The 12,676-nt window shown below is 64.2% G+C and carries 12 protein-coding genes; 7 read left to right on the forward strand and 5 right to left on the reverse strand.

Translation table 11 applies throughout. The features are described 5' to 3' along the window. Positions 1-304 precede the first annotated feature (304 nt). On the forward strand, positions 305-805 hold the full coding sequence (locus AB0O52_RS22480; protein ID WP_364542626.1) for a 2'-5' RNA ligase family protein: 501 nt from the start codon (positions 305-307) through the stop codon (positions 803-805). Positions 806-812: 7 nt separating this feature from the next. Here AB0O52_RS22480 and pgm read toward each other — a convergent pair whose 3' ends face one another. Beyond that, positions 813-2,477: a phosphoglucomutase (alpha-D-glucose-1,6-bisphosphate-dependent) gene (gene pgm / locus AB0O52_RS22485; RefSeq protein WP_364542629.1), complete on the reverse strand. Its 1,665-nt coding sequence runs from the start codon at positions 2,475-2,477 to the stop codon at positions 813-815. Positions 2,478-2,684: 207 nt separating this feature from the next. Here pgm and AB0O52_RS22490 point away from each other — a divergent pair, with 207 nt between their 5' ends. After that, positions 2,685-3,311, forward strand: a complete 627-nt coding sequence (locus AB0O52_RS22490) for a DUF4190 domain-containing protein (RefSeq protein WP_364542631.1) — start codon at positions 2,685-2,687, stop codon at positions 3,309-3,311. 82 nt (positions 3,312-3,393) lie between these two features. Here the strand turns inward: AB0O52_RS22490 and AB0O52_RS22495 are convergent, their stop codons facing one another. Genes AB0O52_RS22495 through AB0O52_RS22505 form a run of 3 tightly spaced genes read right to left on the reverse strand, consistent with a single transcriptional unit; the run spans position 3,394 to position 7,121 of the window. Further along, positions 3,394-4,893, reverse strand: coding sequence for a peptide MFS transporter (locus AB0O52_RS22495; protein WP_364542634.1), 1,500 nt, complete (start codon positions 4,891-4,893; stop codon positions 3,394-3,396). Positions 4,894-4,927: 34 nt separating this feature from the next. Further along, positions 4,928-6,379, reverse strand: a complete 1,452-nt coding sequence (locus tag AB0O52_RS22500) for an amidase (RefSeq protein ID WP_364542637.1) — start codon at positions 6,377-6,379, stop codon at positions 4,928-4,930. Beyond that, complete coding sequence (locus AB0O52_RS22505) at positions 6,372-7,121, reverse strand: peptidase E (protein WP_364542640.1); 750 nt, start codon at positions 7,119-7,121, stop codon at positions 6,372-6,374. The genes AB0O52_RS22500 and AB0O52_RS22505 overlap by 8 nt, the downstream gene beginning before the upstream one ends. A gap of 244 nt (positions 7,122-7,365) precedes the next feature. Here AB0O52_RS22505 and AB0O52_RS22510 point away from each other — a divergent pair, with 244 nt between their 5' ends. The 3 genes from AB0O52_RS22510 to AB0O52_RS22520 all read left to right on the forward strand — a co-directional run bounded on the left by AB0O52_RS22510 (position 7,366) and on the right by AB0O52_RS22520 (position 9,030). After that, the gene (locus AB0O52_RS22510) at positions 7,366-7,692 is read left to right on the forward strand and encodes a rhodanese-like domain-containing protein (protein ID WP_364542642.1); all 327 of its coding nucleotides are present in this window, start codon (positions 7,366-7,368) and stop codon (positions 7,690-7,692) included. Positions 7,693-7,719: 27 nt separating this feature from the next. Then, complete coding sequence (gene pheA, locus AB0O52_RS22515; protein WP_364542645.1) at positions 7,720-8,667, forward strand: prephenate dehydratase; 948 nt, start codon at positions 7,720-7,722, stop codon at positions 8,665-8,667. A gap of 129 nt (positions 8,668-8,796) precedes the next feature. Continuing rightward, positions 8,797-9,030, forward strand: coding sequence for a hypothetical protein (locus AB0O52_RS22520; protein ID WP_364542647.1), 234 nt, complete (start codon positions 8,797-8,799; stop codon positions 9,028-9,030). 27 nt (positions 9,031-9,057) lie between these two features. Here the strand turns inward: AB0O52_RS22520 and AB0O52_RS22525 are convergent, their stop codons facing one another. Continuing rightward, positions 9,058-10,104 (reverse strand): diacylglycerol kinase family protein, encoded by a 1,047-nt coding sequence (locus tag AB0O52_RS22525; protein ID WP_364542649.1) that lies wholly within the window; start codon positions 10,102-10,104, stop codon positions 9,058-9,060. Between the two features lie 110 nt (positions 10,105-10,214). On the opposite strand from AB0O52_RS22525, the gene serS reads away from it, so the two are divergent. Further along, the gene (gene serS / locus AB0O52_RS22530; protein ID WP_364542652.1) at positions 10,215-11,495 is read left to right on the forward strand and encodes a serine--tRNA ligase; all 1,281 of its coding nucleotides are present in this window, start codon (positions 10,215-10,217) and stop codon (positions 11,493-11,495) included. 100 nt (positions 11,496-11,595) lie between these two features. Then, positions 11,596-12,618 carry a hypothetical protein gene (locus AB0O52_RS22535; protein WP_364542654.1) on the forward strand — a complete coding sequence of 341 codons (1,023 nt, stop codon included), beginning with the start codon at positions 11,596-11,598 and terminating at the stop codon, positions 12,616-12,618. Positions 12,619-12,676 lie beyond the last annotated feature (58 nt).

A 12,676-nucleotide genomic window follows, 5' to 3' on the forward strand; every position in this document is an offset into this window, starting at 1 on the left:
ACCGGCCCCCGCACAATACGTCGGGATCAACCTGCCCGAGACCAAAACACCCCAAAAACTAGCCCAGTGACTCCACACAGCTTGACAATTTCCGGGCGTTTGTGTTTGAGGGGGTATATGTGAGCGGGCGTTTGCGCTTGAGGGGGTATATGTGAGCGGGCGTTTGTGTTTGAGGGGGTATATGTGAGCGGGCGTTTTCCTCGGCCGACGCTCGCTCACCTTTGGCGCCTTTTCGGCCGACGCTCGCTCACCACTGTGGGTCGGCGTCGCTGTGGGAGGGGCGCCGCGGTGGCAAAATTTCCTTATGCGGAACCTGATTCTGGTGGCGTTCGTCGAAGCCGTGGCTGACGGGCTGGTCTTCCCGCGTAGTGACTGGCCGCTGCACATCACCCTGTTGAGGTTCGACGTCGAGCCCTCCGATGGTGACGACGTCGCCGCACGCCTCGCCGAGCTTGTTGCGGTGCCCGCGATGGGCGCCTTAGGCGCGGATCTCACCGTAGGGCCCGACGCCGGATTCGGTCACCAAGGGTCCATACCGGTCAGCCTTGTGGAACACCATCCCATTCTGCAGGGTCTGCACGAAGAAATGTTCGACGCCGTGGCAAGCGTCGGAGGGCACGTGGCAACCCCGCGCTACGTCATGGAGAACTACCGCCCGCATATTTCGCATCACGACGGCAAGCGCCCCAAGCCGGGTGACGCCGTTGTGCTCGACCGGATCGCGCTGGTGGACATGGCGCCGGAAGGCAACCACGCCATTCGCCGGATCCTCAAGCTGTGGCGCCTCCCGGCGGAGTCAAACTAGCTAGGGGCTAGGAGATTACGCCGTCCACAAGCGCCTTGGCCTCTTCCTGGACCTGCTTGAGGTGGTCGGCACCCTTGAAGGACTCGGCGTAGATCTTGTAGACGTCCTCGGTTCCCGACGGACGGGCCGCGAACCACGCGTTTTCGGTGACAACCTTGAGGCCGCCGATTGAGGCGCCGTTGCCCGGAGCCTCGGTCAGCTTGGCGGTGATTTCCTCGCCCGCCAGCGTGGTGGCTGTAACGTCCGACGACGAGAGCTTGCCGAGCGCCGCCTTCTGCTCACGTGTGGCGGCGGCGTCGATCCGGGCATAGACTGGCGCGCCGAACTGGTCCGTGAGGCCCTTGTACAGCTGGGACGGCGACTTGCCGGTGACCGCCGTGATCTCCGATGCCAGGAGGGCCAGCAGGATCCCGTCCTTGTCGGTGGTCCAGACGCTTCCATCGCGCTTGTTGAACGAGGCGCCCGCGGATTCTTCGCCACCGAAGGCACCCTCGCCGGAGAGCAGGCCGGGGACGAACCACTTGAAGCCCACGGGAACTTCCACGAGCTTGCGGCCCAGTCCGGCAGCCACCCGGTCAATGATGGACGAGGAGACGAGGGTCTTGCCGACCACGGACTTGGGGTTCCAGCCCGTGCGGTTGCGGTAGAGGTAGTCGATCGCGACGGCGAGGTAGTGATTGGGGTTCATCAAGCCGCCGTCGGGGGTCACGATGCCGTGGCGGTCGGCGTCGGCGTCATTTCCGGTAGCGACGTCGAAGGCTCCGGTGCCGGCCGAAGCACTGTCGGACATGCGCTTGATAAGCGAAGCCATGGCCGACGGCGAGGAGCAGTCCATGCGGATCTTCTCATCCCAATCGAGGGTCATGAATGCCCATTGCGGGTCCACGGTTGGGTTGACCACCGTCAGGTCGAGCTGGTGACGCTCGCCGATTTCACCCCAGTAGTCCACGGATGCGCCGCCCATGGGGTCGGCGCCGATGCGCACCCCGGCGGTGCGGATCGCATCGAGGTCCAGGACGGAAGGGAGGTCGTCCACGTAGCTGCTCAGGAAATCGAACTTGCCCGTGCCATCCGCTTTGAGGGCGTCGTTCAACGGGATCCGCTTGACGCCGCGCAGCCCGTTTTCCAAGAGCTCGTTGGCGCGGTTGGCGATCCAGCCGGTGGCGTCGGTGTCGGCCGGCCCGCCGTGCGGAGGGTTGTACTTGAAACCACCGTCGGCCGGAGGGTTGTGGCTCGGGGTGACCACGATGCCGTCCGCCTGGGGCTGGCCGGGGCCGGCTTCGTTGTTGTACTTCAGGATTGCGTGGCTCAGGGCCGGGGTGGGTGTGTAGCCGTGCCGGGCGTCGATCAGCACGTTGACGCCGTTGGCAGCGAGCACTTCAAGGGCGGAATTCTGCGCTGGTTCGCTCAGCCCGTGGGTGTCCTTGGCCAGGAAGAGCGGGCCGGTGATGCCCTGCCCTGCACGGTATTCCACAATCGCCTGCGTAATGGCGAGGATATGCCCTTCATTGAATGAGGCCTTGAGGCTCGACCCCCGGTGCCCGGAGGTGCCGAAGGCAACGCGCTGCGCGGGATCACTCAGATCCGGCGTCACGTCGTAGTACGCGTCAAGAAGAGCGGTGATGTCTACAAGGTCCTGGGGAAGGGCAACAGTGCCCGCACGGCTAGCCATTGACCCAGCATGCCAGACCGTCAGGTGAGCTTGAAGACAAAACCCACTATTGCGGTGCCTGTGACTTCGTATTTCCGCTTGACCGAGGAAGATTCACTGCCCGTTTACCGGAGTGCTGCATGGGGTTGGGGAGCCTGGCCTTCGCAGCTTATGTGCGCCTTCGCTCGGCGGTAGGCTGGGCACAAAGACTCGCAAGGGGGATTTTCCATGACCGACCAGCCAGCTAAACCCGAGAACGCTCCGGAGGGCAACGAACCGCCCAAGGCCAACGAACCGCCCAAGGCCAACGAACCGCCCAAGGGCTACGAACCGCCGTCGTATGGGGCGCCTGCACCCCAACCCGGCGAAAACCCGTACGGCGAGCAGCCGTTTGCCTCGCCGGCGGCCGGTGGCCCCTACGGCCAGCCCCACGCGCAGCAGCCGCAATCACAGCAGCCGCAGGAACCGTACGGCCAGCCCGCCTACGGCCAGCAGCCGGCCGGCCCCTATGGGCAGCCCGCTTCGCCGTATGGGCAACCTCCCCAAGGCTACGGGCAGCCGGCCAGCCCTTACGGCCAACCCGCTTACTACGGCATGCCGGTCGAGCCCAAGGGCCTGAGTATTGCGAGTATGTGCTGCGGGATCTCGGTCTTCGTGGGCTTTGGCTTCTTCGTCCTGCCCCAGATCGCCGCCGTGATCCTCGGCCACATGGCCCTCAGGAAGGAACCGGCCGGCAGAGGCATGGCCATTGCGGGCCTTGTAATGGGGTATCTCGGCATTGTTCTCGCGACCATATTCTGGGTCTTTGTCGCGATTTTTGCTGCGACTGCTTCGCGTTACAACTACAACTACTAGCAACAACGACGGCGGCCGGTGCCTCTGGCGGGAATCCCACCAAACGCACCGGCCGCCGTCGCGGTTTAAGTCGGTGACGTGACTAGCGCACGCCGCCCATCAATTTCTTGATGGCGGGTGAGCCGGCTGCCAAGGCCACGGCGATGACCACAGCCGTGCCGCCGACGCCCAGGAAGTAAGGCAATTCGTTGTCGGGGTTGTACAGTCCGGCCAGGATGCCGGCCAGTGCGGTGCCGAGAGACACCGAGAGGAAGAACAGGGCCACCATCTGGGTGTGGAAGGCCTTGGGGGCCAGCTTGGTGCTCACGGACAGGCCGATTGGGGACAGGAACAGCTCCGCCAAAGTGAAGAGGAACAGGATTCCCACAAGCACCAGCAGGGGGGTCTTTCCTGCCCCGGTCAAGGGGATGAAGGCCAGGAACGCCAGGCCCATGACGAAGAGTCCGGCAGCGAACTTGATGGGGGATCCCGGCTGCTTCGGACCAAGCTTCGTCCACAGGGCAGCCATGACGCCTGCGAAGACGATGATGAATACGGGGTTGATGGACTGCACCCAGGCTGCCGGCATTTCCCAGCCGAAGAGGTTGCGGTCCAGTTTTTCCTCCGAGTACACGGCAATGAACGTGAACTGCTGCTGGAAGAGTGCCCAGAACGCAGCCGACGCGATGTACAGCGGAATGAACGCGACAACACGCTTGCGCTCAAATGGCGTGACCTTCTTGCTTCTGAAGATCAACGTGAAGTAGATCAGTGAGGCGACAATGGCTGCGTAAGCCATGCTGCGGGCCAGGTTGCCGGGGTTCACTACGCCGGTCATCAGCAGCACGGCGATCACGACGGCGATGCCGAAGAAGATGAGCCCGTAACGGCTCCGCTGTGCGGAGGGAAGGGGGTTCGGGACGCGGTGGGCTTCTTCCGGGAGCTTGTTTCGACCCAGTGCGTAGATGACCAGGCCGATCGCCATGCCGATGGCGGCCGCGCCGAAGCCCCAGTGGAAGCCGGTGCTTTCCTGCAGCCAGCCGGTAACGAGCGGTCCAATGAGGCCGCCGAGGTTGATGCCCATGTAGAAGATGGAGAAGCCGGCGTCACGCCGTTCGTCCTTCTCCCCGTAAAGGGTGCCAACCAGTGCTGTTGCGTTCGCCTTGAGGCCACCGGATCCGATGCCCACCAGCACCAGGCCTGCCACCAGGCCCGGGATCCCCGGTAGGAGGGCAAGCGCGACGTGGCCGGCCATGATCATGATGGCGGAACCGAAAAGTACCCGTTCGGAGCCGAAAAGCCGGTCCGCCAACCATGCGCCCAGGATCGTGGAGAGGTATACACCTCCGCCGTACGCGCCAACCAGTCCGGCGGCGAGCGATTTGTCGATCGAGAGTCCGCCGTGGTCTGCGGTGAAGTACATGTAGTAAAGCAGGATGCCCTGCATGCCGTAGAAGGAGAATCGTTCCCACATTTCTACGGAGAAGAGGCTGGCCAGCATCTTTGGGTGGCCGAAAAATGACGTATCGCCCGCGTTTTTGGCGGGCGCCCGCGTGTCTAGAGTTGTGCTCATCTGATCCATGGTGACATTGACTGAGCGCATTGTCACATCATTTAGATGCCTCGGGCAACTATTCTCAGGCGATAGGGGCAGGTTTTTGCTGCCCCTCAAGCTGCCTTGCGAGCCGCAGGAGCAGGAGCTCGGATCCCGGCTTTCCGATGAGCTGGATGCCCATCGGAAACCCCGTTCCCGGTGTCAGGCCGGTCCAATGGACGGGCACACTGATCGCCGGCAGCCCGCACACGTTCACCATGGAGGACCAGGGCGCAAACTCGCATTGCTTGCGGTAGTCATCGTCCGCGTCGCCGGGCCAATCGGGGGCCGGCCATTGCTCGCCTCCGGGCGTTGTCCCGGTGAACCAGCCCACGGGCCGTGGCGTCTGTGCCAGCGACGGCGTCAGGACGAGGTCCCACTGTGCGTACTGGGCGACCGTGTCGTGGGTGAACTGGCGCAGGAAACCGAGCGCTTCGTTGACCTTGCCTGCGCTCCGCTGTTGCGCCCTACGCCGGAAGGTCCGGGTCAGCGGGGTCAGCAAGGCTTCACGCTGGGGCAGGATCCGTGCGCTCCCGACGCCGGCTGTCCAGGCAGTCGTGAACGCTTCCGGATAGCGATTGTCGTAGCGTATCTCGGCGTCGAGCACTGAATGGCCCGCTTCCGTCAGTAGTTCGATGCCCTTGGCGAGGGCATCCAGGGCCTCCCGCTCCGGGGCGAAGGGGAAAGCGGTGGACCACGGGCTGTCCAGGCTCGCGCCGATGCGCAAGGCCGCGGGCGCTTCCTCAAGGCCCGCAAGGTAGCCACCTTCCGGCCGGACTCCGTTCGGGACGAGGGCATCCATCATGAGCGCCGCGTCCGCTGCGGAGCGCGCCAAGGGCCCGGCAACTACCAAACGCGCGGCGTCGCCGACGCTTTCGCCAGCGGGCACCAAGCCCCGGCCCGGCTTCAACCCAAGCAGTCCACATGCCGCAGCGGGAATACGTATTGATCCGCCGCCGTCGCTCCCGGGCGCGAAGGGAACCAAGGCTGCCGCAACCGCGGCCGCGCTGCCTCCCGACGATCCGCCGGAGCTGCGGCTCAATGCGTGGGGATTGCGCGACGGCGGTGCGATGCGGTTTTCGCTGTAGGCCGTGAGTCCGAACTCCGGAACCTGAGTCTTGCCCAGTGAGATGGCGCCGGCGCCTTTAAGCGTCGCGGCAAGGGCTCCGTCCTCCGGAGCGGGCTTACGGTCCAGGGCTCCACTGCCGTGGGTGGTCACGACTCCCGCGACGTCGGTGAGATCTTTGAAAGCCAGCGGCATGCCGTGCAGGAGGGGAAGCCCGGGACCTCCGCCGCGCCGGCGAACGAACGCTGCGTCAGCGGCCCGGGCGTCGAGCATGGCCTGGTCTGCCGTCACCGTGATGAAGGCGCCCAACGTACGGTTCAGCTGCCCGATCCTCGCAAGGAAGTGCTCCGCCGTCTCAGCCGCGGAGAGCTGACCGGAGGCCAAGGCCTGGCGCAACTCGACCGCGCCGAGTTCGTGGATGTCAGCCAAGGAAGCGGGACTCCAAGCGCTCCTCCACAGCGACGGGAACGGCGTCGGCCGAATCGCCGGGAGCCGCGGTGACGCGGTAAGCAGCCTTGCCTCTGACTTCGGCGACGACGTCCACAAGTTCCGTGCCTCTATAAACGAGCCCGACGCCGTCGTCGGTGCAGTGCGTTTCCCCCAGCACGCCCTCTGCCACCAACTGGTGGACCAACGGGCGGCGGCCCGGCTCGGAGTCATAGTGGACGCCGTTGGCGTACGGGAGGAAGCCCAGTCCGTTGGTCACGGCACGCAATTCCGGGCCGTAGGAATCCGTGGTGCCGCCCTGGAACCAACAAATCGAGCCTGCGGACACTCCGGCCAGCACCACGCCCTGTTCCCAGACGCGGCTCAAAATGCCATCCAGCCCGTGGGCACGCCACACGGCCAGAAGATTGACCACGGAGCCGCCGTTGACCCACACCACGTCCTGTTCCAAAAGGTAGGCCTCTGGATCGCCGTAATTGGGCATCGTGAAAAGGTTGAGGTGGCTGAAATCGAACCCCGAAACCCGTGCGGCTTGGTCCAATTCCGCGGCGAACCAACGCTGGTCACCGGAGGCCGTGCCAATATGCGCCACCCGCGGTGCACGTCCGCTCACCCCGGAGAGTTCGACGGCGTGGTGAACCAGGAGGTCGAACTCCATCCTGGTGCGATGACCGGACTTATAGCCGCCGGAGGTTGCCAGAATGGTGGGCTCGCCAGCAGCCATGGTGCCTCCTCCCCGACTTGAGTGGTCTCGCCCGCAACAACGGCGAACATTTAGCGCCAACACTAGTGCCGCAGCGGCCGAGTGAGGAAGTGCCGTTACGTTCCCTTGCCGTAGCGAAGCGAGGCAAGGGCAGCGGCGGGTGGGCCCACGCCGCGAGGGTTCCCTTGCCGTAGCGAAGCGAGGCAAGGGAAGCGGCGGGGACTAGGCTTGATTTGGAGATCTGAATCAACTGGAAGGGACTCACGTGAGCGATTTCGAGACCGTGCCCGTCGGCGATGTTCCGGCGGACGCGAAAATCTTGGATGTCCGGGAGGATTACGAATGGGTAGCGGGCCACGCCGAGGGTGCATTCCATATTCCCCTTGACCAGATCCCGGCCCGGCTTGACGAACTCGACCCCGACGATGACCTGTATGTCATCTGTCGTACGGGTGGGCGGTCCTACCGGGTGGTTCAGTGGCTGGTGGGGCAGGGCTACACCGCCACCAACATTGCTGGAGGCATGGACATTTGGTGGGAGTCCGGCCGACCGATGGTTTCGGAGAACGGCCTCAAGCCGGTTGTCCTCTAGTCACGTATAACACCTAAGGAATATTCAATGTCTTCATCCGCGCTCACCTACACCTTCCTGGGTCCGGAAGGCACCTTCACCGAGGCTGCCCTCCTACAGGTCCCCGGCGCGGCCGATGCCAACAGGGTGCCTTGCACCAACGTGAACACGGCTTTGGAGAGGGTTCGCCAAGGCGAGGCGGATGCGGCCATGGTGCCGATCGAGAATTCGGTGGAAGGCGGCGTGACCGCCACCCTGGATGCCATCGCCACCGGAACCGAACTTCGGATCATCCGTGAAGCGCTCGTTCCCATCACGTTCGTGCTGGTTGCCCGGCCCGGCGTTAAGATCTCGGACATCCGCCGGATATCCACCCATGGCCATGCCTGGGCCCAATGCCGGCTGTGGGTTGACGAAAATATCCCGAATGCAGAATACGTGCCGGGCTCCTCCACCGCGGCAGCCGCCGTCGGGCTTCTTGAAGGCGAGGCGCACTATGACGCCGCCATCTGCGCACCCCTGGTCGCGGCCGAGCGGCCGGGCCTGAATGTGCTTGCGGAGAACATCGGCGACAATCCCGGCGCAGTTACCCGCTTCGTCCTGGTCAGCCGTCCCGGGGCACTGACTGAGCGCACGGGCGCGGATAAGACCACCGTCGTCGTGCCCCTTCCCGAAGACCGCCCCGGCGCCCTGATGGAAATCCTGGACCAGTTTGCCACCCGCGGAGTCAACCTCAGCCGCATCGAATCCCGGCCCACCGGCCAGTATCTGGGGCACTACTTCTTCAGCATCGACGCCGACGGCCACGCGTCGGACGCTCGGGTAGCCGACGCCCTGGCGGGCCTGCACCGGATCAGCCCGGCCACCCGATTCCTAGGGTCCTATGCACGGGCGGACGAGCAGAAAGCCTTGGTTGCTCCGCATACCTCCGACGCCGCGTTCGCATCCGCACACGCCTGGGTCCAGGGAATTCTGGGCGGGGAACCGGGCGCTTGACCGGCCCGGATCCGCTTCGCCAAGCGTTGGATAATTGACTCTTCAACCCCTATCGCGTGGATAAAACTGTGCGTATGCTTGCTTGATCCACAAGTGATGGACGCATGCCCCAAACGGAGGGAGCGGGCCATGTCAGGAAATAGCAATGACACCAGCGGCCAGGGAATGATCGTCAACCCCAAGCCCAAGGCGGACAACCAAGACTGGGACGGCGACGACGCCGACCGGGCTGATCGGCTGCGCTTTGAGGAAGAACAGGCCATGATTCGCGAGCAATCGGAAGCGCGCGCAGCCGCCAAAGCCCTGGCAGAACGCAAGTTGGCAGAAGACAAAGCAACTGGAGCGGCGAAGAACGCCAAATAGCGCGTCCCGCTATTCCACGCGCAGGGCTTATTGCACGCGCACAAGCAGAGAACGCGGCTCCACCTTGACGGTGACCTTTGTGGCTTCGCCCGAGGGATCACCGTCAAGTTGCGTGGCCATCGGTTCGCTGCTGCTGATGACCACCTTGCCCGAACGGTAGTAATTCATGACCGGCAGGTTCCGGTTGTGCTTGAACAAGATCTTGGTGTACACCGCGATCCAGCCGATGGCGCTGCGCGGGCTCATGACCACAACATCCAGGACGCCGTCATCGATCATCGCGCCGGGGATGAAGTCGATGCCCCCTGGAATCAGGCCGCAGTTGGCGAACAAGACGCTTCGGATTTTCCGGGATTGCTCTGGCGCGTCGTCCATGGCAATGGTGACCCTTTTGCGCCGGCCGGGCAGGTGGCGGACGCCGGCCTCGGTGTAGGCCAGCCAGCCGACCGCCTTCTTGAGGCCGTCGTTGGTGTCGCCCACAACCTCGGCATCCAGGCCCATGCCGGCGATCACCAGGAAAGCATGCTCGGAAGAGGCGCCTGTCCGCTCGTTGTGGATCGCCATTCGGGCGGTGTCGATGTAGCGCTGGTGGCCGAAGAGGGCTGTGTGGATGTTGCCGCGGAGATCGTTGACATCCAGATTCACGTTGCGCGCCAGCAGGTTTCCGGTTCCCAGGGGAATCAAGCCCATCGCGACGTCGGTGTGCGCGAGTGTCTCTGCCACCACGCGCACGGTACCGTCGCCGCCGCCCACGAGTACGACGTCGGGCCTGTACGCGAGTGCCGCCTTGGCCTGCGAATGGCCGGGGTCCTCCGCGGTGGTGTCGAAGAAACGGGGTTCGTCCCAGCCGGCAAGATGGCAGGCTTCGCGGATGATCCTCCGTGCGTCCTCGGCCTTCGCCTTCACCGGGTTGAGGATCACGGCGACCCTTTGCAAGCCGGCTTCGGGCTTGTGGGCGTCTTCGCGTACAGCGCTGCGGGTATGCCTGGCCCTGAGCCGGCGCACGCCCCACCAACTGGAGACGGCGAAGACCACGCCCCCAGCCAGAATCACGTACAGGATCCAGTTGCTCATGGTGCTTCAACCCTATCCCGCTGCAGGTGTGGCCGTGCACGGCGGCAGGGGTGCCTGCCGCCGTCGTGCACTGGCCGCGGAGCAGTGCGCTCATTCGATACTCTTGTCTGGTGATCGACGTAAAAGACCTCAGCGAAAACCCGGACAAGTTCCGTGCCAGCCAGCGCGCCCGCGGCGCCGACGAGTCCGTGGTGGACGCGATCATTTCCGCCGATGCAGACCGCCGCGCGGCACTGATCCGCTACGAGAACCTCCGTGCGGAACAGAACGTCTTCGGCAAGAAAGTGGCACAAGCCAAGGGCGAAGAAAAGCAGGCGCTGCTGGCCGAGGTCAAGGAACTGGCCAACTCGGTCAAGGCTGCCTCCGCCGAAGCCGACGCCGCCCAGGCCAAGCAGGAAGAGCTGCTCCGTGTCATCCCCAACCTGATTGTGGACGGCGTGCCCGAGGGTGGCGAGGACGACTTCGTGGTGGTCAAGACGGTCGGCACACCACGCGAATTCACTGATTTCGAGCCACGGGACCACCTGGAAATCGGCGAACTCATCGGCGCGATCGACATGGAACGCGGCGCCAAGGTGTCCGGTGCGCGCTTCTACTTCCTCCGCGGCGTGGGTGCCCGCCTGGAGATGGCATTGCTGCAGATGGCCATGGACCAAGCCATCGAGGCCGGTTTCGTGCCGATGATCACCCCCACCTTGGTGCGTCCGGAGATCATGCAGGGCACCGGTTTTGATGTAAAGCACGACGCCGAGATCTACCGTCTCGCCGAAGACGACCTTTACCTTGTGGGAACCTCGGAAGTGGCCCTCGCCGGCTACCACGCTGACGAGATCCTGGACCTTTCCGCCGGCCCCATCCGATACGCCGGGCAGAGTTCCTGCTACCGCCGCGAGGCAGGTTCGCACGGCAAGGACACCCGCGGCATCATCCGCGTCCACCAGTTCAACAAGGTGGAGATGTTCATCTACACCACGGTTGAAGAGGCCGCTGCCGAGCACGAACGCCTCTTGGCCTGGGAAGAGGAAATGCTGGCCAAGGTCGAGCTCCCGTACCGCGTGATCGACACTGCGGCGGGCGATCTCGGCATGTCCGCGGCCCGGAAGTTCGACTGCGAAGCCTGGGTCCCCACCCAGAACGCGTACCGCGAGCTCACGTCGACGTCCAACTGCACCACCTTCCAGGCCCGCCGCCTCAACATCCGGGAGCGTGCGGTCAATGAGGATGGCGTGGCGAAGGGCACCCGCGCGGTCGCGACCCTGAACGGAACGCTGGCCACCACCCGCTGGATCGTGGCCATCCTGGAGCACCACCAGAACCCGGATGGTTCGGTCAACGTCCCCAAGGCACTCCAGAAGTACCTCGGAGGGCTCGAGGTCCTGCCCGTTCTGTAGGCCCGGAATGCCGGGACGAACCGGTCCTCCACAGCCTCGCTTGTCCACATAATGCGAAAGCACGGCTGACGCTGCGGGACGATCCATGGATAGTAATTCCATGGACATCCCTCCGCAGCTCATTGTCTCCGCCGAGCGGCTGGCGCTAACGGGCTCCACGGCCGTGATCCACCGGCCGTTCAGGGCAGGACACCTCGTCCGGCTGAGGCGCGGGTACTACGTGAAAACCTCCACCTGGGTGGAAGCAACGCCAGCCCAGCGGTTCGAATGGTCCGCAGCTGCGGTGGGTCTGGCATTCGACCGGCCCGTCTTTTGCGGTGAGTCCGCAGCCGTCGTGCTCGGGGTCCCGACACTTAGGCCCCCGGAGTTCGTCGATCTAGCCACTTCCTCGGAGCGAATCACCGGACGGCGGCCAGCAACGTTCGTTGTCCACGGAAACAGCGCGCTTGCCGAAAAGGCCCGCAATGCAGGCAACCATCCCATGCGCTACGTCCTTCGACGCGACCCGCAGGCCGTGGTTTCCGGCCAGTTTTCCTGCACAAGTCCGGTGCAGACGGCCATGGATGTCATGTGTACCTCGTCCTTCAGCCGCGCGCTGGTTGTAGCTGACGGAATCGCACGAATGCTTGGGGAACAGGGTTTGCTAGGGCAGGATGCGTGCTTGCTCGAACACCCTGGGATCGCCTTGGCACTGGGCGGGATCGTTGCGGATGCCACCAAGCACCGGGCAGTCCGCATCGCGAGCCTGGCCAACACGAAGGCCGAATCGGCGGGGGAGTCATTCAGCAGGGCTGTCATCGAGCTGTTGGGCTTTGAGCAACCGCTCCAACAGCACACGATTGTTGACTCCGGCCAGTTCATTGCCAGAACGGATTTCTGGTGGCCGGAGCAATCGATCGCAGGCGAATTCGATGGCAAGCAAAAGTACGCGGACGAGGACATGCGGGGGGATTGGAGCGCGGAGGAGGTCCTCCATCGGGAGAAGCTACGCGAGGACAGCATCCGTGCACTGGGGTTCACCGTAGTCAGGTGGAATTGGGCGGATCTGGAGCAGCCAGGCCGCCTTCGGCAGAAGCTTCTGCGTGCCGGACTACGGCCTCGTGCCGGGTACCGCCCAGGTTAACATTCACACTGTGGACAAACGTGGGGGTATTCACCGCGTGTTAATCCGTTGCTGTGTC

Source organism: Arthrobacter sp. NPDC080073 (assembly GCF_040686575.1).
Classification (GTDB): domain Bacteria; phylum Actinomycetota; class Actinomycetes; order Actinomycetales; family Micrococcaceae; genus Arthrobacter.

What these genes read in the sequence shown, in the direction of transcription:
- pgm (WP_364542629.1), bottom strand. Translation starts at nt 2,477, where the DNA reads ATGGCTAGCCGTGCGGGCACTGTTGCCCTTCCCCAGGACCTTGTAGAC.
- AB0O52_RS22495 (WP_364542634.1), bottom strand. Translation starts at nt 4,893, where the DNA reads ATGCGCTCAGTCAATGTCACCATGGATCAGATGAGCACAACTCTAGAC.
- pheA (WP_364542645.1), top strand. Translation starts at nt 7,720, where the DNA reads ATGTCTTCATCCGCGCTCACCTACACCTTCCTGGGTCCGGAAGGCACC.
- AB0O52_RS22525 (WP_364542649.1), bottom strand. Translation starts at nt 10,104, where the DNA reads ATGAGCAACTGGATCCTGTACGTGATTCTGGCTGGGGGCGTGGTCTTC.
- AB0O52_RS22520 (WP_364542647.1), top strand. Translation starts at nt 8,797, where the DNA reads ATGTCAGGAAATAGCAATGACACCAGCGGCCAGGGAATGATCGTCAAC.
- AB0O52_RS22490 (WP_364542631.1), top strand. Translation starts at nt 2,685, where the DNA reads ATGACCGACCAGCCAGCTAAACCCGAGAACGCTCCGGAGGGCAACGAA.
- AB0O52_RS22505 (WP_364542640.1), bottom strand. Translation starts at nt 7,121, where the DNA reads ATGGCTGCTGGCGAGCCCACCATTCTGGCAACCTCCGGCGGCTATAAG.
- AB0O52_RS22480 (WP_364542626.1), top strand. Translation starts at nt 305, where the DNA reads ATGCGGAACCTGATTCTGGTGGCGTTCGTCGAAGCCGTGGCTGACGGG.
- AB0O52_RS22535 (WP_364542654.1), top strand. Translation starts at nt 11,596, where the DNA reads ATGGACATCCCTCCGCAGCTCATTGTCTCCGCCGAGCGGCTGGCGCTA.